The 23,952-nt window shown below is 36.9% G+C and carries 5 protein-coding genes; all 5 read right to left on the reverse strand.

Annotated features, from left to right (window positions below; all coding sequences use genetic code 11):
• Window positions 1-9: 9 nt before the first annotated feature.
• Window positions 10-2,292, reverse strand: coding sequence for a beta-ketoacyl synthase N-terminal-like domain-containing protein (locus LQR33_RS15570; RefSeq protein ID WP_166439712.1), 2,283 nt, complete (start codon window positions 2,290-2,292; stop codon window positions 10-12).
• Window positions 2,285-11,293 (reverse strand): SDR family NAD(P)-dependent oxidoreductase, encoded by a 9,009-nt coding sequence (locus LQR33_RS15575; RefSeq protein ID WP_231469616.1) that lies wholly within the window; start codon window positions 11,291-11,293, stop codon window positions 2,285-2,287. The genes LQR33_RS15570 and LQR33_RS15575 overlap by 8 nt, the downstream gene beginning before the upstream one ends.
• Before the next feature lie 336 nt (window positions 11,294-11,629).
• On the reverse strand, window positions 11,630-15,289 hold the full coding sequence (locus LQR33_RS15580) for a type I polyketide synthase (protein ID WP_231469618.1): 3,660 nt from the start codon (window positions 15,287-15,289) through the stop codon (window positions 11,630-11,632).
• A gap of 2 nt (window positions 15,290-15,291) precedes the next feature.
• Complete coding sequence (locus LQR33_RS15585; RefSeq protein ID WP_231469620.1) at window positions 15,292-20,337, reverse strand: beta-ketoacyl synthase N-terminal-like domain-containing protein; 5,046 nt, start codon at window positions 20,335-20,337, stop codon at window positions 15,292-15,294.
• Window positions 20,330-22,729, reverse strand: coding sequence for a KR domain-containing protein (locus LQR33_RS15590; RefSeq protein ID WP_231469622.1), 2,400 nt, complete (start codon window positions 22,727-22,729; stop codon window positions 20,330-20,332). The genes LQR33_RS15585 and LQR33_RS15590 overlap by 8 nt, the downstream gene beginning before the upstream one ends.
• Window positions 22,730-23,952: the final 1,223 nt, after the last annotated feature.

A 23,952-nucleotide genomic window follows, 5' to 3' on the forward strand; every position in this document is an offset into this window, starting at 1 on the left:
TCTTTTAGGTTAATTAACATATTCTTCAATAACGATATGCGCATTACTGCCACTAAAACCAAAAGAACTAACTGCCGCCAATCGCTTATTTCCTTCAGTCGTCCTCCAGGGTCTATTTTCTTTATTTACAATAAATGGCGAGTTAGTGAAATCAATATTCTTATTTACATTGCTATAATTGATTGAAGGTACAAACTCCTGGTACTTAAGGCATAAAAGCACCTTGATTATCCCAGCGACTCCAGCGGAATAAACAGCATGGCCTATATTTGATTTCAATGAGCCGATTACGCAGTATTCTTTTTTATCAGTAAATTTTTCAAAAGCCCCTTTTAGTCCTTGTATTTCTATAGGGTCCCCCAAAACAGTACCTGTACCATGCGCCTCCACATAACCAATTTTTTCTGGGTTAAGGTTGTATTTTTTATAAACATCCCTGAGGAGATTCTCCTGTGAAATCGCACTTGGTGCCGTTATCCCGTTTGTTTTACCATCTTGGTTAATACCACTTCCTTTTATAACACCCCAAATATTGTCACCTGCCTCGATTGCATGAGATAATTTCTTCAGCAAAATTACACCACACCCCTCTGAGAAAACAGTGCCATTTGCTCGCTGATCAAACGTATGGCAACGACCGTCTTTTGACTGCATACCTATCTGTGAAGTTAATATCTGCTTTAATGGGCTGGAAAATATATTTATGCCACCGGCAATTGCCAAATCATTTTCACCACTTCTAATGCTCTCAGCAGCTAAGTGAATTGCTGTTAATGATGATGAGCAAGAAGTATCAACAGCAAGGGATGGGCCCTTCAAGTTCAAAAAATAAGATATTCTGGCAGCCAACACAGCAGAAGAGGTGCCCGGAAAAGATTGAGCCTCCCAATGTTTATTCGCTTTAGTTAAAACCTGTAAATAATCTCCTTCCGCACAACCAACATATACACCGCATTTTGTATTCTCCAGCGAGCTTGGTGCATATCCTGCATTTTCTATCGCACTCCACGCTTCTTCCAAGAATATCCGCTGTTGCGGATCCATCAATTCTGCTTCGGCAGGAGATATATTAAAAAATAATGGATCAAAACAATCATAACTCTCAATAAATCCACCAAATTTGGAGCTAGCCGTTCCATAATTTTCAACTTCAGGATGATACCAATCACCAAATTCAGCCCATCTTCCAGCAGGGACTTCTTCTATACAATCTTTCCCAGTTTTAAGAAGTCTCCAAAAATCTATGAAATTATTACTCTTTGGAAATCGACATGCTATGCCAATAATGGCAATATCTTCATTTACTGTCTCTAAATTCGACACATTCTCTATTTCACCAGTAATCTTATTTTTATAATTAATTATCTTTTGAGCATTAACTTTTTGTAGCTTAAAGTTAGTAATCTCAAACACAAGATCGCCATTGACGTTTGTTATTTGCAGACAACATTCTGTAATATTTTTAGTAGCCCTCACAAGTTTAACTATGCATCGATATTCTTTCTCCGTAAAGGACGTATACAATTTGAGACCATCAATGCTATATGGTAAAAAATAATTCTCACCAGCATAAAAAGGCTCATTCACACAATGAGATGAAAAGGTGATTGCACTGCCTATTGCTGCATTGATGATCCGTGGACTCATTGAAAACTGTTGATCATGTTCTAAAATCGAAATTTCACCAATTGCATACCCATTAAAAAAATTCAAACTTCGTAACGAACGATAGAAACTCCCCAAATAAATATTTGCATCTCTTTGATAAAAATATTCAACATCAAAATTCTCAATAATAGACTCTTCTGGAAAACTCATGCCTTTCTTTATCAAACCATTCACAACATTAGAAGCAATACCTCTTACATGTATTTTTTCTTTTTTTGATACATCGTCATTAGAAACTAATTTAAATATGTAATCACCGTTGCTTTGTTTGATATACAATCGTACAAAAACATCTGTTCTCTTATTTTCAACAATCGGATTTGACATGATGACGTTACTCATCGCAATACAGTCCAATCCCAAATAAGCCTGGAAGGCGACATAAACTAATTCTAAATAAACATCCGCAGAAATGCAGGGTGTATCATTTACAATATGATCACGAAAACAGACATTATTTTTCGTACTCAACCTATAACCAATAACTAATTCACCCTCCGGAGAGCTATCATCGCTAATTTTTTCTCCGAGTAATAACTTATTCTTGAATAAAGCACCGGCATCAATTTGCAACGACGCGGGTCTATTTTGACCAATGACTCTTCTTACTCCCTTATTAGGCATACAATGACTCCAATGACTGTTTATCGGAAGCTTTATTTCCTCTTATTTCATTAATTAAAAACTTAGAAAACTCTACAAGGTTCGGGTAATCATAAACTTTTGTTTCATTAATAGCGCAATCATAGTTTGTATTGATAGCATCTATCCAAACTACAGCGCTAATTGAATCCAACCCCATCTCAACAAATGCTTTATCAATTTCGATATCAACAATTGGCACTCCCAATGCAGAAGCTACACTTTCAACTAAAAAATCCAACAAAGAGTCATAGTCATGGCTTGATGAGTGCCCCTCATTAACTTCTTCAACGTTTGAAATTTGATCGTCAGATTTAATAAATTCCAGATTACTAATTTTCTCTTCATCTACAATTGAGATAATATACCGAGAAAATTCATTTATATTTGGGTAATCGTAAATTTTTGTCTCATTAATAGTAATACCGTAATTTTCATTAATCGCTTCGATCCAAGTAAGCGCACCAATTGAATCCAATCCCATTTCAATAAAAGGTTTATCTATTTCAATATCTGTAACTCTGCTTCCCAATACAGATGCAAGACTATCTATCAAAAATTCACTCACACAGTCATCACAAATAAGGGATTTATTATTTTCCACCGCAGGTGAGCACGTAATTTCCGGTCCGTTATAAAATTTTTTATCGTCAACAACAAGACCAGTTAGCTTTATATTGACATTTCCATCTCTATCCAAAATATAGATGTTGAATATACTTTCCACTTCGGGTCTGACGTGGGCATAAATATAGGAAGGGCTATTTAATTTTCTAAAAACTTCTACATTTTTAATTGACTTTATATTTACAAATTCACTAGGGCTTTGACCTACTTTTATCATCACAAATTTGATAATTTCCATAACGGAAAGCAGCAGCTCGGGATGTATCGAAAAATTTTCAACTTGTACATATTTTTGTGTATTAATTTTTGCTAGGATCCGATCATTGCCAAACTTTATCTCGCTCAGTCTACTTTTCTCTTCACCACACTCAATTCCACATTCTTTTAGATCTTGATAATAACTTTGCATCTCAATTATTCCAAAATCATTTTCTTTTTCCAATCGCGGAATATCAACCTTTTCTACACAAATGTTTTTGATTGATTTGATTGTGCCTGAACTGTGAATTAGCTTTTCGACGACATCGCTTTCCAATATTGAATATTGCTCAAAATAAACCTCGCTTACATTCTCTCCATCATCTTCAATAACAGAAAGATTAGTATGTACTTCTTGAGCATCATCAACAATTAATATCGGGCTACGCCAATGCACATTTTCAATACTCCAGATGTTCTCTCTATTACTAGTAGCCAGGAGAATCGCCTCATGAAACATTTCTATAGTGATCAGATTTGGTAAAACATATTTTTCTTTATCATTATATTTAACTAAGATTGGATCTCCAATCTTAAAAATAGAACTGTATTTTTGGCCAAAAAAGTCCGATGTATTTTGGTGGAGTAGTGGGTGAAGTTTTGACTGTTTACTTTCAGAATGAGTAACTGCCTGGGATGTCATTTGTTTCATCCAATAACTTTCCCTCTTGAATGGATAAGTTGGAGCATCAATACGCTTGACTTGCTTCTCTTTGTATAGAAGGCTCCAATTCACATCCATTCCACTAAGCCACAGTCCGGCAATTTTCGTGTGATTTTTACCTTTCACCCAAGCATCAAATATTTGATTCAACTGAGTATCGGCAAATAAAAGCCTGAAAGCAGGCTGCTCAGTTTTTACGTTTGCCGTGTAGACTCCATCTACTTTCTGATCAGGCGCTAGTAAATACTTTCTGATACTCTCCTTCAACTCATCAAAGTTCTTCACAATTACTATCAGTCGCTCATTCTGCTGGCTACGGGCTACCTGAAATGTGTATGCTAAGTCTCTTAGATAGAGCGAATCATTCGCATATTTTTTACAACGGATTTCTTCAACTGAATAATTCTCGATAAAGTATAATATTTTTTCTGCATAAGCTTGCAAACGGTCTTTATTAACGGCAGAAATTGGAAAAATAAAATAACTCTCTTCAGCATTTGAGTGCTCAGTATCGAGCTTAGGTATATATTCTTCAATGATCGCATGCGCATTACTTCCACCAGCACCAAAAGAAGATAGCATTGCACAATGTGGTTTGACTCTCCCCAATTCATCTCTTTTTCGTGTCCACATAGACAGTTCTCTCTGGACAGCCAAAAATGAATTTTCGAAATCAATATTTGGGTTAAATGCATCCGCATGTAATGATGGCACCAACATATCATGTTTCATCTGAAGCAATATTTTTGTTAACCCAGCAATACCTGCTGCTGCCTCCAAATGCCCAATATTAGATTTTACAGAACCGATAGCGCAACGATTCTCTTTTCCTGGATACTTAGAAAATGCTTTTTTAATTCCTGCTACTTCAATTGGATCACCAAGCGATGTGCCTGTACCATGAGCCTCAATATAATCAATTTGATCAGGCGATATATTGCTCTTATTGAGAGCGTTAAAAATCAAATCGGCTTGCCTATTAGGGTTAGGTACGGTATACCCATTTGTTTTCCCCCCATGATTGACTGCAGTCGCTTTTATCACCCCACAAATACTATCGCCATCTCTAATCGCATCACTCATTTTTTTTATAAAGACTGCACCTACCCCCTCTCCTGGCACATAACCATCGCCATCGGCACCAAAGCTTCTACATTTTCCATCAGACGACAAAAAATTATTCTTAGCGAGCCAAAAATACTTATCTGAAGAAAAAGAAAGATTGACTCCCCCAACCAATGCCGCTTCACAATCTCCTTGCCGAAGACTTTCACAGGCAAAATGTAAAGCTGACAATGAACTTGAACATGCAGTGTCGATTACCAAACTAGGTCCAGACCAATCAAAAAAGAATGAGACACGATTTGGAATATTGTAAAGCAGTCCATCCGCTGCTTGTGGATTCCCATTAATAGTTTGCTCTATTGCCAACGCGGTATAAGGTTGCCACAATGCACCAACAAATACGCCAATTGAACGACCACGTAATGACTCATGATTGTAACCAGCACTCTCGACTGTTTCCCAAGCAACCTCAAGGAATAATCGTTCTTGCGGGTCAATTAAATCCGCACGTTTTGGTGAAATATTGAAGAATTGTGGATCAAATTTATCAATATCATCAAGAAACCCACCCCATTTCGCAGAGAGCATGGAGGAATCATTTGTATCACGATAGAATTTCTCATAGTCAAAGCGCCATTTCGGCATATCTGTAACACAATCTTTTCCCAGCTTTAGATTTTCCCAAAATTGAGATAAATTAGCAGCTTGCGGATATTTTCCTCCAACTCCAATGATGGCTATATCCTCATTTTGCGTATAAGTCTGCGCATTATTTGGCTCATGAATAAACACATCCTGAATTACATCTGATCGCACATCATGATATGTACTATCTGTATCGTTCGAAGATTCTATTTCCATATTTTTTGACAACAAGTCAGATAAAATATTCTGATGACTCTCAATAAAGTATCCCGCTAGTTCTTTGATATTTTTATATTCAAAAAATAAAGTCTTAGACAGATTTCCAAATATTTTACCTAATGCTTTATTTAACTCCACAATCATTACAGAGTTGATTCCATAGGCTTCTAAATCTACATTGGAATCAATATCTGAAACGGGCAAGCCAATTGAATCTCTTAGCGTTTCTTTTAGCAAATTCTCTACTTGGCGATTAGAATCATCACTACTAAATATATTTCTTGAACCATTTTTTTGTTCTGCACTTGGTTGCATCGGAAAATTTTTCATAGCGGTTAAATTACGCAGCGTCAATCCCTGAATACTAACAATAACCTTACCTTCCAAATTTACGATTTTCGCATCAAATTTTGCAATTCCATTATTTAATTTATTTGTCTTTTTTGTTTGAGTGTAGACATAACATTCCGACGGGATTTTATCTACAAAAACTATTTCATCAATGGCAATCGGTATAAAGTGCGTATCCTCAATACCATTTGGCTTATTATTTAGTAATGCGGTTTGCAAAACCCCGGTTAATAAGCTCGGATGGAAAATATAATCTACAGCAGTTTCCGATATTAAATCTGGTAATTTCAAATGAGATAATGCTTCTTCTTCATTCAATGCAATATTTAGCATTGGCATAAAACTAGGACCGACATGCAAACCTTCTGCATGTATAAATTGATAAATCTCCTGAGGCCTTCTATGTATATGATACTTTGACTTCAATTCGGCAAGATTAATGTATCCAAGATCAATTTGACTATTATTACTGACATATAGCTGACCTACCGCATGAAGTACGCTTTCATCATTAGACATACTTGATATTTCATACTCATAAAACTCACCTTTATCCAGAAGCTTTAATCTCGCTTCTACTATGCCTCCCGTAGTCGATAATTGCTTAGCCCAATAATTATTTGCTAATCTAAATACCTTACCATTTCCTGGTATCATCTCGCCACATTCCACAGCCATTTCGATGTAACAAGCACCTGGCACATTGTATTTTCCGTCGACAATATGGTCTTTCATGAAGTATTCTTTTTGTGAAAAACCTTTGGAAAACTCTAAATTAACAAGGTCTGATCGTTCCAAATCAATCAAAGATCTGCCGCATAAAAAGTTGCTAGAAAGCGGTAAAGGAGGGGGGTTTAGAATTGAGGCTTTATTTACAGATAAATTCTGTAAATAATTAGAAAGCTTAAAAATAGAATCATACTCAAATAAAATAGTAGGCTTTAGTTCAAGATCAAATAGCTTGTTAACTGTCGAAGTAAATTTTAGTACTCCAATAGAATCCAAGCCTAACTCAGAAAAACTCTCAACATTATTAATAACCTTTTTTTGATTTAATATTGCATGAATTACTTTTTTTAATTTTTCACTGACGGTTTGATTTTTTAATTCACCAGTATCATTAAATACTTGAAGATGTTTATTAATCTTCTCTTCATCCCCCTTAATTGCAATAACTTGACCATCTAGTGTTTTTTCATTGTTTTCAACCAATGCTTCAAGGAAAATCTCAATTCCCGATTCAGTTTCTAGAGGAAACATTCCAAAAAAATTCTTCAAATGCTCTTCTTCATCATTATTAACACCAATTCCCCCATCTCTCCAAAGAGGCCAATTGATGCCAATACTTTTACCATAACGTTCCCCCTTTTGACTCAGTGAATTTCTGTAATTAGTAAACTCATCTAAAAACGCATTAGCAGAGGCATAATCTGACTGCCCCTGATTAGGCATGATCGATGCTATGGATGAAAAAACGACAAACAAATCAAGCTTGTGTTTTTTTGTAATATCATCCAAATTGATGGTTCCCAGCACTTTTGCAGCGATTACTTTATCAAAAGATTCCGATGTTTTTTTTATAATAAAAGCATCGTCAATCATTCCTGCACAATGGATGACTCCATTCAATTCGATATTTTTTAATTGCAAAGCCGCCGATAGTTTTTTAATAGACTCACCATCACCGACATCTGACTGGATATATTGAGCATGACTACCAAGCTTAATCAACTCTTCTATTTTTCTCTCGTGTGACAAGCTAAACGTTGTACGCCCAACGAGAATGAGATTTGCCTGATATTCCTTTGCTAAGTATGTAGCAAAAATAAAACCTAAACCACCAGCCCCCCCAGTAATTAAATAAGTGCCGTTTTTCCTCAGCAAAACACCATCGTTCTTGTCACTTTTTTTTCTTGCTGTAATTACTTTGGCTTCACGGATAGCTTTTTGATAACGAATTTCATAAAGAGGGGCATTGTTGTAATAAGTAAGTTCTTGACATGCTATTGCTGCCACATCGATATCATCAGCGGAGTCATAGCCAATTGACTCCAATATAATGTTTGGGTTTTCATAGGCTAATGTTCTCGAAAATCCACCAATCATTGAATGTATTGTTGTTTCTACTGTTGAATGATTTTGATAGAAATAAAGAATACGAGTACTAAAGTTATTTTTCGCTAAAATTAGCGTTTTTATTATGAAAAATACAGCCTTAATACCCAGATTCAGAACGTTTCTTACATTACCCTGGCCATTTATATTCCACGCGTAAATGACTCCTTCAACTTGAATATTGTCTTCTTTTAGTGAATTCCAAAGTTTACTGAATGAATCGGCATCCTGCGCATTAACAATATATGATTTATTGCTAATTTTTTTAAACGACCGCCCACTTTTCACCTGTATAATGAAAGCGTTTTTAAAACTGTCTTTGGCTTTGTCTAAGAAAGTCCTACCATTTTCAAATACAATAACCGCTGATAAATTTTCACAGTGCATCCCTAACGATCTGGTGACCCATCTCGACGTATACGTTAATAGTGGCAACGATGTAATATTGTCAACATCCTTGCTCTTTTCATACTTTCGTTTTATAAATTCCTTGAACTCTGCAATTAATTCTCCCGAATCATTACATAGATACATATTGTATGATTCAATATTTTCTTTACCAGAATTTTCATTGCGATGTGCATAGACAATGCATTTATCAGGCATCGCAGCGTATACCTTCATTTCCTTCAAATAATATGGCAACAGCTGTTCTTCTTGATGCAAATTATTCAATAAATATAAAGCAGCGACTGTTTGAAAGACACCATCAGCAATAGAGGGTTCAATTATTTTCTCCGTAGGAGATTGCGTGTGACGATGCAACTCACAAATAATTTCATCATTATTGAAATTGCAATTTTTTATTACTCTGAACGTATCGCCATACATTAAACCATTTTTAATAAACAATTCGTAAAGCGATTCCGAAGAAGCATTTTCATTGCAGCGTTTTTTTACCTCTGCTATGTTTAATTTTGCTTCTGCTATCGGACGTTTACCAAGCTTTGTTTTGCCTGTGCAATAAATCGCATCATTAATCTTTACAGATAGCTCAGCAGTATCAACATTTCTATTCAATTCGATTTTAGGAGAAATATCATGGCGCACTTTTATCGGTTTCACCCAGAAAACATCATTGATTTCACTAACTTCAGACGACACACCTCTCTCAGACTCAGTTAAAAAAATATCTAAATACTTGACCCCAGGAACAATATTTTCACCTTTTACAACATGGTCGCGTATGTAATAGTCATTAATTGTAAATGTGTTTTTCTCATTGATATTTTTTGTTAAATTAGCCTGATCCAGCTTATTTTTTTCTTCGGCAAAACTATTCTTGATGGTACTGCCTTGGAACCAGCATCGTATCTTTTTAAAAGGATATACAGGTAGATGAATTCGTCTTTTTTCCATCTTTGTTGTTTTGTAAATTTCACTCCAATCTACCAATTCTCTAGAAATCCAATCTTGTGCAGTAACTTCTAATTTTGTTTTTTCTTTTTTTAGATTTTTGTTAGTGTTGACGATGCATGGGTGAGGCTTTTCATCAAGAAAATCTTGCATAGCCTCTTGTAAAGTTTCTATATTATCAGCAATAAATGCTACTCTAGAATCCATCGCCTCTCGGCCAAACATCAACGTATATGACAAATCGTTTAAATTAATGTCCACATTGGACTTGATGTGCTTTAAAATGGAATCTACATAGTCTTTTAATTGGCCATCCGTTTGAGCTGAAATGAGAATCGCTGTTTTCTCTATCTTATTTTTAATAGGCTTTCTTTCGAGTGGTTTATCTTCAAATACTGCATGTGCATTCACCCCTCCCATACCAAATGAACTTAATCCTGCTCTCAATGGGATCTCATTTCCAGCATTATTCAAGTTATGCCATTCGGTATTTTTTTCAACAATGTAGAAAGGGCTTCCCTGAAGCTCGATATATGGATTGAGTTTATTGAAATTAAGCATACTCGGTAGCAACTTATGCTTAAATGCTAGCAATATTTTGATTAACCCTGCAACGCCTGCCGCACTTTCTAGGTGTCCAATATTGGTTTTTACTGCACCAATAGCACAATTATTATCAGTTTTAACCTCAGCATAAGCGATTTTTAAAGCTTCAATTTCAATTGGATCACCAAGCGGTGTGCCTGTTCCATGTGCTTCAATATAAGTAATAGTCTCTGGAGGTATACCTGATTTTTTGATAGCGTCATCAACAACTGCAGCTTGTGAAGAAGCTCTTGGAGCCGTTAAAGAAGTGGATTTCCCTCCATGTGCAACAGCAATCCCTTTTATTACTCCCCAAATGTCATCTCCATCCCTTTTCGCCTCATCTAATGGCTTTAAAAAGACAACTCCCACTCCCTCACCTCTTACATAACCATTTGCTTTCTCATCAAACGAACGACAAACTCCGTCATGAGATAGCATTCCCGATTTGCTATGCGAAATATACATCGTCGGAGTGAGAATGGCATTTACACCACCTACAACAGCAGATTCACATATTCCCAACTGAATATCTCTAACCGCATTATTTAATGCGACCATAAAACTTGAACAAGCAGTATCAACTACTTCACTTTTACCGGTGAAATCCAATAAATATGAAACACGGTTTGCAATAATCGAGTGCACCGTCCCAGTAGAAACAAACGAAATGATTGACTCTTTAGTCTCACGCATCAATTCAGCATAATCGTTTTTTGATACACCAACATAAACACCAATCTTCTTACCTGCTAAACTCCTAGGGTTATATCCTGCATCTTCAATAGCATGCCAGATAGACTCAAGAATAAGTCTATGCTGCGGATCCATATAATTAGCTTCTTTAGGTGATATTTTAAAAAAAAGCGGATCAAACTTATCAACATCCTGAATAAATCCACCCCATTTTATTTTAGTTGTATTTTTATTTCCTTCCAATTCTTCATAATAATCTTGCCATGACCATCTGTCCGCAGGAATTTCACTTATACTATTAGTATTTTTTAATAAATTTTCCCAATATTCATTATAGTTTTTGGCGCCAGGGAACCGGCAAGACATACCCACAATTGCAATATCAACAGTTTCTTTTTTCATTTAGGTTACTCTCTAATCCGTTACAAGACGATTTAGTCAGGGTGAATGAAGTCAAGGTCCATTTAATAATGAGAAAGCGTCATCAAAAAACTTCTAAAACTTTTACCTATTATTCATCCAACCTGACCTCCTTGTTTTTAATCAATAATTACAAAACTATTAAGCATGCGAGCGCAAGATTAACATCTGATACGATTATTTAACTGCTTTCTCGTATCTTTCCCTAGAAAATGCAATACTCTTACACAAACTTTAAGCCTAAAATCATGCAATTATTTGATATCTATAACATCTGGTATACAGCTGTACCTAGCAACCTTTTTACAAACAGCATAATCACTCTAGCAAGCCATTTGAGCGAGTGGTAATCTCATAAGCAAGTTCGTTAATTGACTTGATATTAGCAAAATTGTTTAGTGGCAAAAGTATTGCTAAATTTTTCTCTATTTTCGACCTCAGTTTTAATGTCATAATAGAATCCATTAGGCCACCAAGATTGATATCATCAGTCAGCTGTTCAACACTGATACCTAATATTTCCCCGATTTCCTTCTTGAGAAATGGTAAAACTTCAATTTTTTTATCAGGCGTTTTTATTTCAGTCTGGTCCATTGACTCTTTTAAAATTTCAAGCGCTTCTTTTTTCATTATGTGAAATTTAGCGCCATCAATTTTTGCAACTAAATCCCCTCGTTCGTTATAAAACTTGAAATCAGTGACCCAATTATCATCGAGTTTATCTTTATTAACCAATACACCATGCGCCCATAATTCGTTATATTGATCTAAACCATTGTCATCATAAATAATAAAACGTTCAGCAGACTTAGCAATACAAGTTGCTTCTGCTCTTTGTACTTTGTCCAAATAATCATCGGGAACCACTGCCATAGCCAGCGGTAAAGACATATAGACTTGCAAGAAACCACCTGATAGGTCCGTTATGCCCGTTTTTTCTTTGTATTTCTCAAAGTGTTTGATTACACCAACCACTTCATACGGCTTTCTCCATACAGTTTGAACAAAGTGATAACTGTCTCCTAAAAAGAAGTTATCACCCCAAAATAATTTAAAGAATTCTTTCGTATCATATTGTTTTTCGAAAGTTGACAAAGAATCTTTACTAAAAACACTCTTTTCATCCGATATCTGCTTCGCATCTGTAAAATCACCTTTGCAACTTAGTGACCATTCTTTATTAAGGATGTTTTTCTTACATGAGTAAGCATAAATACCATACGAATAATCATTGGGTGATGATTTACTGATCGAACTTCTTAACTCATAACGATCTCCTTTATGCAACATTAGTGGTTGTGTGATTTCTAGATTTTCAAGTTTGGTAAATTTATATTTTGGATTTACTTTTCTAATTGCCTGCGAGGCAAGATTGATATATCCAATTGCGGGCAGTAAAGCATAATTAAATGTGAGATGATCCCCAATTAGTGGGTATGTATCTCGTTCTATTTCTGTAGCAACAACCAAATCTTTAATTTTTGAATATTTTTCACCCAAAAATGGATGGCCGTTTAATCTACTCGCGGAATATTCCTTTGTTACATCTTTTTCTTTTGGTATAGCACCTTGTGGCATTTCAGTTTTACTAATGGCGTGGAATGCGATATTTGTCATTTTGCATACAATGCGTCCACTCGGACTAACCATAGTTAAGTCGCCGTTATATTGTAAATTACTCTCTTCAAACTTTTTTATTTCAGCGACGGCATATAATTCTTCCTGCAGCAAACTATCCAAAAACATACCAAAATCATATCCAGCTCCAATGAATATCTTATTTTCTAAACTTAAATCATGAATTTGATCACGTGGCAATGCTGATTTAAATAACAAGCCAATTAGATACGCGATCAAAGATTCAGGATCTAGCCCATAGGCATTAGTTCTTGTTATAAAATCTTTGGGCCGACATAAGCCTACAGCGATGACTCCATCATTTCGCCAAACTTTATCGAATATATGAAATGGTTTTCCAATACTGAATTTACCACTCCAGAATTCACTGTAGAAGTCACTGGCGACTAGTTCTTCATTAGTGCTATCTATAGCATTGCCAACAAACGACTCATCAATCTCAACTGGATCTGTTTTTAAAAATTGGATATCTATGCTTGAATACATTACATCATCAAAATAACCTTCTTCATTTTGCTCAAACATTTGTATCCGGTAGGATTTATCTTGATTAACAAAATCAAGTTCTTCAAATGTTACCTTGAAATTAATCAAATTAGAGCTGACGACAATCGGTTTTAAAAACACAACATTGCTAAATGAAAATGTCTTTAAATTTTCCCTTCCAACTAGCTCCTTTGTAACTGTCAATGCAATATCTAGTGCGATGGATCCAGTAAGAACAATAGAGTCGAATATTCGGTGTTCCCTAATAGTCGGAACTGAATCTATATCCACTGAAACTAAGTAGGTTGCTTTATTAATTGAAGGAGCAACATTTATCTTATTTATTTTTTTAACAACATTGGATGTGTCAACTTTCTCACTTATAGAAGATGATTTGTACCAGCAGTGTTGTTTTTTAAATTTTGGGTAATCAATCATTGCTAATCTATTGATAAAGTCTTGGCTTATTGGCTCATCATTAGCCCCCAAAATTGCATGCGCATTTGTGCCACTGGCACCAAATGAGCTTACTGTAGCCAATTTCTCACTATTTTTCGGCCAATCTAAACAATCGGTTGCTACTTTCAATTGACTATTTTCCCAATCAAAATTGCTATTCAACTTATCAATAGAAAAATGAGGAGGAATTTTTTTATGATAAATTGACAACGCAACTTTAATCAGACTTGCAATACCCGCGGCAGATTCCAAATGCCCAAAATTGGACTTAATAGAGCTGATGTACAATGGTTGTCCTACTGAGCGTCCCTGCCCATATACAGCATGAAGAGCTTCAAGTTCAACCGGATCACCCAATAATGTGCCAGTACCGTGAGCTTCGCTATAGGTAATATTTTTTGCTTCAATATTGACTTCGGATATGGCTTCTTTCAACAACACTTTTTGGGAAGAAGAAATAGGAACCGTTAATCCACTCTTCTTTCCATCATGCTGGACAGCAGTATTTTTAATTGTGGCATATATCCTATCTCCGGCCGCGATAGCATCACTCAAACGCTTGAGAATTACCACGCCGCAGCCTTCCCCTCGAGCATAGCCATCCGCACTTTCATCGAAGGTCTTGCATCGCCCCTCAGCAGAGAGCATGTTTCCATTTTTCAGTAGCAAAAAGGTCTGCGGCGATAACATTAAACTAACGCCGCCAGCAATTGCCATGCCACACTTATTTGTTCTCAAACTTTGTACCGCGGTATGAACAGCAACCAAAGAGGAGGAGCATGCCGTGTCAATCGCAAGTGATGGGCCATTCAATCCCAAGATGTAAGAAACCCGCCCAGCTGAAAAATTTAGGCAATTTCCAGAAGTGATATATGGATTAAACTCTTCTTCCGACAACTCATTTAGCATTAGCTGCAGGTATTCATTATTTGTTATCCCACAAAAAACCCCTGTATTGCTACCGCTTACATTTTTTGGGTCGATCCCTGCATCTATCAACGCCTTCCAACTATTTTCTAAGAAAAGGCGATGCTGGGGATCCATATAATTTGCTTCTTTTGGAGGAATTCCAAAGTAAAGTGGATCAAACTCAGAAATGTCATAGCTAATAAATCCTCCATTAAAATAAACCTCACGATAATCTATATTTTTTACATTTGTCAGATTCCATCTTTTTTCAATTGGCCTTCTGATTCCATCACCTTTTTCTGAAATGAATTTCCAAAAATCATCAGGGCTAGACACATTCCCGGGGAGCTCACAACTCATCCCAACTATTGCTATTGGTTCAATCTGCTTTGTTTTTAAGTCTGTAATTTCTTTTTTTAAATTTCTAATTTCAAAAATAGATTTCTTCAACAGCTCATTTTCATCTTTTGACAGAATAGTGCTCATGATCATTCACCTGTGATATTGTCCATTTCGGACTTTAAAAGATTTAATAATTCATCTTTCTCAACATTATCAAATTCCGATAAATTATGAGTTTTTGAGCTTTCTTGTGCTGCTGTATTATTTGAAATATCTATTTTGAAATGATCTATTAATAAATGATTTGTGAGGAGTCTTAACGTATTGTAATCAAACAATGCCGTCGTCGTAACCTTGACACCGACAATTTTTTTGATCTTATTTCTAAAATCAATAGAAGTCAGAGAGTCCATGCCCAAATCAAAGAAACCTGTGTTATCGTCTATGCTGTCTTTATGTGAGATACTCAGAATCTCGACGAAGATAGATTTCAGCTCATCAAGAATGAACAAGTATTTTTCATCATTCGATAGATAAGTAGATAGCTTTTCTGGAAATTGATTGTCACTACTTGCTTTTATCTCTATAACATCAGGCGAAATTCCAAGCTTTTCAAGCAGTGTTACTTTCCTGTTGGTATTCATCACCTCTAGAAATAACGGCCACTCCACAGGCGCTACAACTTTTTTCCTGTCAAAGGATGCCAAAATGGATTCTAGCTGTTGCAGCCCCACTTTTGGTGACGTTTCTTTAATACCAATGGACCCGAAATAACTAACTTTATTCTCGGGAATAATTCCGCTGTCTTTCCACATCCCTCCCCAGCTAATGCTTATAGCTGGGAAGTTATATATCTCGCCATAATCTGCATAAGCATCCAAAAAGTAGTTTGCTGCACTGTAGTGGCCACCAGTCGCCGCCCCCCAAACCGATGCGCATGAAGAGAACATAACAAACCAATCCAATTGGCATACCTTGAACACCTCATTCAGTACCCATGTACCCTCAACTTTCATCGACGTAACATTATAAAATTCATCAAATGTCATATCTTGCAATAGACACTCTTTATATGATCCCGCCAAGTGAAATACACCGCTTAATTCATTTCCCTTAATGTAAGAGTTTTTAACGGCCCGCATTTGATCCAAGCTACTCACATCTGCTCGAATAGTTTCAACCGTTGTCCCCCGACCTTCAATCAACTTGATAGCTTCACGCTGTGCATCTTGCTCCACTCCTCGTCGGCTAAGTAATAATATTTTCTTAACCTTAAATGATGAAAGCCATTCAGCTACCAATAAACCCAAACTACCCAAACCACCTGTAATGAGATATACACCGTTTGGATTGATTTCTATCGGTTTTTTAGGTTCAACTTTACTTGGGGTAAGGCGGGGAACATAACGGATATTTTTTCTATATACAATTTCACCCTCTTCCGACAGACTACTTGTTTCTTTATAGAGTTGATTTAAATTTAACCGCTCACTAATATCAACATCTATAATGGATCGAAATATAAACGGATGCTCAACTAGCAGCGTCTTTGCCATGCCCCATAAAGGTGCACAATGTAAATTTACTTTTCCCGTTGCAATTTTTTGAACATTTGCACAAATAGTCCAGAGATATAATTTGATTTCTTGTTGTACCGCTACCAGCGACTGAAGTTGCTCCAACGCTGTCTGACATGCAAAGCGGTAATCTGTCGAAAGTGAAGTTAAGGATGGGATTGCTGGATCAGTTTTAATATCAAGAGGCCAAAAATTGATGACACATAGCGCTTTATTTTTCGTCTTTGCAACAATATCGTGGAGTGCCTTCAGATAGCTATTTTTATCCCCTGGTGTAACAATATAAGTATCGTCACAGTGATCATCTGTACCTTTGTAATTGACTTTATATGTCTGAATATTTTTTTTACGAAGAAGATCATAAAATTCTTGACCAACGCCCTGATTATCGCAAAACAAAAGATACGCCTTATCCTTTATCAGCTCACCTTCCACAAGCGGCATTTCATACCAATTTATATCATAGGTATCTCGTATTAAATTTTCAGTGCCGGCAGATTCTTTTTGTTCTATCTTATTTATCCAATGATATGCTTTTTCAAATGGGTAGCTAGGTAGAGATACTTTTTTGGCTTGACTATTTCTATTATATAATTCGCGCCACTCTACATCAGCGCCTAAAATCCAAAGCTGAGCCAGGTGATACAGATCATTATTATTTAAGTAATGCTTTTCTAAATCTAACATTCCTTTTCTATCAAAGCCAAATATAATATTCGATAACTCACTCTTCACTTGATTAAAATATATACTGACTTTTTTTTGCTTGTCTGTACTTATGTCATCGCGTAGAAAACTAGATAAACTCTCTATCAAATCATTCTTTTCACTACTAATTACGGCTAATCTATAATCGAATGGCTCCCTAGCAGTTTGTAAGGTATATGCCATATCATTCAAATTAAATTTTGTGTCTTGCTTAGATAGGAAGCCGCGATAGTAATCTATATAACTTCTCAATGCATTTTCTGTTTTTGCTGAAAAAATAAAAATATTCGGACCTGACACTATATGATCATCACTATGAATTGCATCGTACTCCTCAAGTACAACGTGTGCATTCACACCACCAAATCCAAAGGAACTAACACCTGCACGCCTAGGAATATCCTCCCCCATTTGATCTTTAAGCGCTTCCCACTCGGTAGTATTTCCAATCAGATAAAATGGACTTTCTTCTAAAAAAATATTTTTATTCTGCTTTGATAGATGTAAATGTGCTGGAATTTTCTTATGCTGCATTGACAATAAAACCTTGATCACTCCTGCAAGCCCCGCAGCAGCTTCCAAATGGCCAATATTTGTTTTCACAGATCCTAAAGCACAGTACGGCCTTGTTTCTATATTTGAACGATTGCTTAAAGTTTTAAAAGCTGAGACAAGCCCATTTATTTCAATCGGATCCCCTAAAGAGGTGCCAGTACCGTGGGTCTCCACATAACTTATCGTTTTAGGACATATTTTTGCCATCTTCACAGCATCTTCAATAACCTCCGCCTGAGCGAAAGGATTTGGCGCTGTTAATGAATTAGTATGGCCGCCATGATTAACCGCAATCCCTTTTATTAACCCATAAACATGATCTTTATCCGAAATGGAAGAGCTCAACTTTTTAAGAACAATCGCTGCAATGCCTTCCCCTCTAACATAACCATCAGCGGACTCATCAAAAGTCTTGCACTGTCCTGATGGACTAAGCATATTGGCATTTGATAACGCCACATAAATGCTTGAGCTCAATAATAAATTCGCGCCACAAACAATCGCAATTTCACACTCATTGTTTCTTATCAAGCCCGCTGCGCGATGCAGAGCAACAAGCGAGGATGAGCAAGCTGTATCAACAGATTCACTAGGTCCTTTGAAATTAAATAGATAGGAAATACGGTTGGACGCCATGCAATGCACAGTTCCTGTCGCAGCATATGCATGAGTAAATTGATCATTTTCCAAAACTAATTGCAGGTAATCAAATGTTCCAATACCAACTATGACTCCTACTTTCTGCCCTGATAAATCTCGCATTCGATATCCAGCGTCTTCAACAGCTTGCCAAACAACCTGGATCAGTTTCCTTTGCATCGGATCCATAAGCTGGGCTTCTTTTGGTGATATATTAAAAAAAGAAGCATCAAATGTTTCGACATCATTTATGAACCCGCCCCATTTTATATTTGTTTTTCTATTTTTATTATCTGGGTCACCGTAAATTTCCTTCCAATCCCATCTGCTTCCAGGTATCTCGGAAATCAGATCTCGGCCTTGCTCAAGATTATTCCAAAATTCTTCACAATTGTCTGATTGAGGAAATAGACCTGCCAGGCCAATAACAGCAATAGGATCATCTTCCTTTTCCGATACACATTTATCATTTATATTTTTACGTAAATCTTTATTTTCTATTCTATTTAAAATATAAAGCTGATCAAACTTCTTATAGCCTAGGTCATTTGTTTTGATAATTTCTTTATTTACCTCATTTTTTATATAGATTTGTACTTCACCTATCTCGCCATCTTTGCACACCCTATTTGAAGCTATATCGATTACTTTGACATCATTTCGACTTAATATTTTCCCGCTACTTGTAATAGCTGATGAGTCATAAAAATGATCAAGTCTACTTGCACTGATTAACGGAATCTCAGCCATCCCAAAACAAGGATAGAAAGATTGCATACAAAATCCATAATGCTGATATTTAATACTAAAATTATTAATTACTTCACGTTTTAAAACTTCCGCTCCAACATAGGCGACTGACCAAGTCGACAAGTCCAGATCTTCTGGAAGCTCTTCTGGTAAAAGCGTTCCACACATGTCATAAAAAAATGTTGGCCCACCAGCGAATGTGATGCCATATCTTGAAATGGCAGCGAGCCAAGCAGATGGGGAAAAAATAACTCCCGTGTTGGAATACACATAGGACGTAATGCCAGAATAAAAAGGCTGCAATATTCCATAGAATAGCCCCATGTAATGATGATAAGGGGCCCAGTTTAATGCACGACTATCTTTTGATAGTTCAAAAGTATTTTGGATTTCTTTGGAGTGATATATCAGGTCTGCATGACTATGCGGAATATATCGCGACGATTCTGACGTGCGCATGATCAGCGCCGTATTATTTTTTTCCTCAGTTATTTTTTGCGCTGCCGTACTGTGCTCTTTACTACTTATATTTTCATAAACAACGAATCTAATAGAAGTCAAATCAAAATGATTTTCTGCTAGGTTATTGATTTGATCTAAAATTTTCTGTGTTGTTAATATCGTATTGGTATTTGTGTCTCTAGCGACCGCCAACAAACCTCCAATATATTCAGCTTTTGAAAATTCACTTGGTGCTGGCAATGGAACCGCTACGGTATTGCTATAAAGAACGCCAAACAGCGCATGTATAAAATCACTATTATTTTGAAATAGCAAAATTATATTGCCAGTTTCTGGAACTTGATATTGAATCTCTGATGCAATGAGTGATGCTTTGTTTAGAAGATTTACATTAGTTATTTTATCGATTTGCTCACCACGATCATTCAGCATTTTATAAGCGACAAAATTTGGGGCCTCTTTTGAACGCTTAAGAAGAATTTCCACTAATTCGTTAGTCATTACTAAACCCTTTATGCGCCTCTATTATGTGTTGACCATATCCGCCGTGATTATAGAATTCACTAAATCCGGCTTGATGTAGCACCATTTCCCAAGCCTCTAAGCTGAGTAATGGGCTATAAGGTATTCGGAAATTCTCTTCACCCAGCCACCATCCATCAGTTAATCCAAAAGTTAACGTTGCATAATCATATCTTTCTGTCATTTCATTCAAAATCAACAGCCCATTATTTTTAAGCAACATGAAAATATTATTGATACTTTGCTGCACGTTTTGTGTCGCATGGATAACATTGGTAGCTAAAACTATATCGACAGGTTGAATTTCCTCAGGGTTTTCTGCGTTAAAAATTCTATATTCTATAAAATCGTAATTTGAAAATTCTTCTTTAGCTTTATTTAGAAAGGCAAAGGAAATGTCGGTATAGATATAATGCACCGACTTGCCGAATAATTTGGGTAAGACCTTCTCACTGGTACTACCAGTGCCTGCCCCAATCTCCAATATCCGCACTACCCTGCCATCTTTTGCATACTTATTGACATAAGTTTCAACAGCTTCCGCGACACGCTGGTTATAATAATCTGAAACTGGATTGTTACGATATGTAGGCTCTACTAACTCAAAGCTTCCATCAGGAAACATGATAGAAAGGGGACTAATTTCATCGCAAAGAATGGAAGGCAAATTGTCGATACATGCATCCATTAATTTCAAATATCCTACTATTTCCGGATAGCTATCAATCAAATCTGCCCTTGCTGGTGATGGGGAGTATTCAATATGTGCCAAAGCTTCACATAACTTCCCATATTTTTGTGGGGCTGTAGACGTGGTTTGTACCTGATAGAATTTATTTCTGGCGTAATTTGCCAGGGAGTCCATCATCCCCTTCGCATACAAAATATGATCTTGAGTGAAATCAAACTCAGGTAACAACCTACTTTTTTCAAAATTATTTGCAATCTCTTCTTTTTTAATGACCCCCATACGGCACAAGGCATTGTCCGTTGCTTTTAACACAACAACTTGATCTAATTCTTTCTGCAAAGATTGTTCAATAACACTCAATATTTCTTCTGACGGAATTTCTCTGATCCCCTTATATTCCATCAAGTCACGATAAAAACGACTTTCTATGCCACGATCACCTAAATTCCCCCAATTAATAATTCTTACTTTGATCCCAAGAGTATTCTTTATCAGATTTGCAATAGCCTCTCTAGCTAAACAGGCAGCAGTATAATTAGCTTGACCTAAATTAGTGACAAATGATTGAATAGCAGAGAAAAACAGTATAAAATCAAGCGATTTGTTGACTAACGCCTTCATTAAATTAATTGTACTTTTAACTTGTGGCGTCAATACATCGATTAGTTTTTTTTGCGACGTCGCAATTATTGGAGAATGATCAATTGCAAAATCGGCATGTATGATGCCATTGATGTTAGGATATTTTTCTATTATGTTTTTTAGGGTATTTTCTGCAGTTAAATCTCCATATTCACGTCTAATCTGCGCTCCGCCGCATCTCTCATCTTGTTCTTCCATCGAAGAACTGTTAATCAAGATGATCTCTGCCTGATAGTTTTGACACAAATATTTTGCCAACAAAATATCCAGACCATTATGACCACCTATAATGAGATAGCATCCTTTATTTTTGAATCCGACAGGATTGACATGTGATGTAACTTCAATCGACTCGAGCTCAATAAAAGCATAACTTTCTTGCGTAAGGAATACAGGGGATAGTTGATTTGTGAATTTCTCGAGCTCGTCTAAACGTGATAGCACACCATGCGTTACGCTGTTAACGACGCAGTTGTTAACATGTACATTTGGGTTTTCTTTCGCAAATACTTTCACCAAACCAAGATAGACTGCATCAAGCGGGTTTGTAACAGCGCAGCCATTTGGCCCGTGCATAGCATTCACAATTACTACTGAAATTTTAAATTTGAGCAGATTATTCAGTGATTGCAGCCATTGTAAAAAAATACCGTGCTCTTCTTCATAGTATGGATTTGGCCACCCTGATTCGCTGATAAAAACAATATGTGGGTTAGCTGATTGTCTGCATAATTCAAGAATTTTATTGAATGATGATTGATTCTTAAGCTCAATAATAGGACATGAAATCTCATTAAAATGATTTAGCACCAGCGCGTTTTGGTAACGCGAATCTAACGCGAATCTAACAACACAATCCGGACGGAAATGACCTTTTTTTTCCGTATCAAATTTTTTTTCTACCCAAGAGGGTTTAAATAATTTACTTCTCGAACAATCTAATCTTTTACTTTCCATGGCAAGGATGATCCTTTTGCAAACTATTTGTTCTGATAATTTCCACTTTTGGATATTTCCTGCAGATGCTCTCTGAGGCATGCCAACCAACTTCAAAGAGTGAATATTGTTGTAAGGTATGGAGCATGCATAGAATCAATTCTGACGAGTGCGGCAAAAAGGCAAAATCGTAATAATTTAATTCGAAATTACCCGACAGCGCCCCATTAGGTTTGCTCTCCATCGTACGTGCCAATCATTCCGAGAAAGGACTAAACGCAGTATGCAAATTGCATTATGCCGAAGCGCATATCGCTTGAAAATATGCAAAATTTCATGGTTTTCTGGCGTAGAGGAAGGTCACGCTACCCTGGTTGCGTGTTTTATATGCTAATCATGACTTGCAAGCGGTACTCTGACCGCACGAAAAGAACACGTCGCAGCCTACATCCAGCATGTATTGCATTGCGATGACCATTGGCGCGTTGCATAGCGAGTCCATCGTGACCTCAACCAGCTTGGGCCACCAAAGAGTTCAAGGCTTGGCAGCCACGCAGCCTTGATCCGATCTATTCTCAGCAAGCGTCACCTGAAGACGCGTGTGGATATAGGCGATCTATCTTGCCTACGATGTTATCCTGGCTGTGGATAGGAAATCCTAGCGATATCATTGCCCAGCTACAGGAAGCTGAATTTGGCCTCCCGTCGCCTGGCGCCCAAATTCGCACTATGGCGCTCAGAACGACTTCATGACCTACGCACACGACCTAAAGGGTTACCGTATGCTATCGTGACGATCTTCTTCAAGGAGTCCGTGCAGTTTCGCACCACGCACATGATGCAAGCACAATCTGAACCACCTATTGTGAAAATCCTCGCCCTAGGCAGCTGACAGACCAAAACACATCTATTAATCTTCCACCAGAATTGAAACCGAACAGTGGCGGAATGAATACTGACAGAATGGGATGAGGGGTGCCTATTCCTTGACCACAGCCGGACAAGGTGGCCACCACTCTTTGACAGCCCGCCGGAGATCAAGGTGGGAATCTACACAAGCAATGCCATCGAACCGGTGAACAGAAGTTTTCGTCAACGAATCAAGAATCGGAACTCGTTCACGATTGTTGAGACTCTCTACTTGGCATTGAAGAATATCAGGCAAAAGTGGATTACGCTGGTTTGAGATTGGAGGGCGGCGCTGGCTCTCTGTAACATCCAGTTCATGGAACGCGTTTCCCAGACGTAACTCAAGCCTTCACCAGACAAGCCTAGCTGCCGGCAAGACAATGAGCCCATATCCTTTGCCACAGCGTTAGCAATCA

The sequence above is a fragment of the Chromobacterium piscinae genome (assembly GCF_021129175.1).
Taxonomy (GTDB): domain Bacteria; phylum Pseudomonadota; class Gammaproteobacteria; order Burkholderiales; family Chromobacteriaceae; genus Chromobacterium; species Chromobacterium piscinae.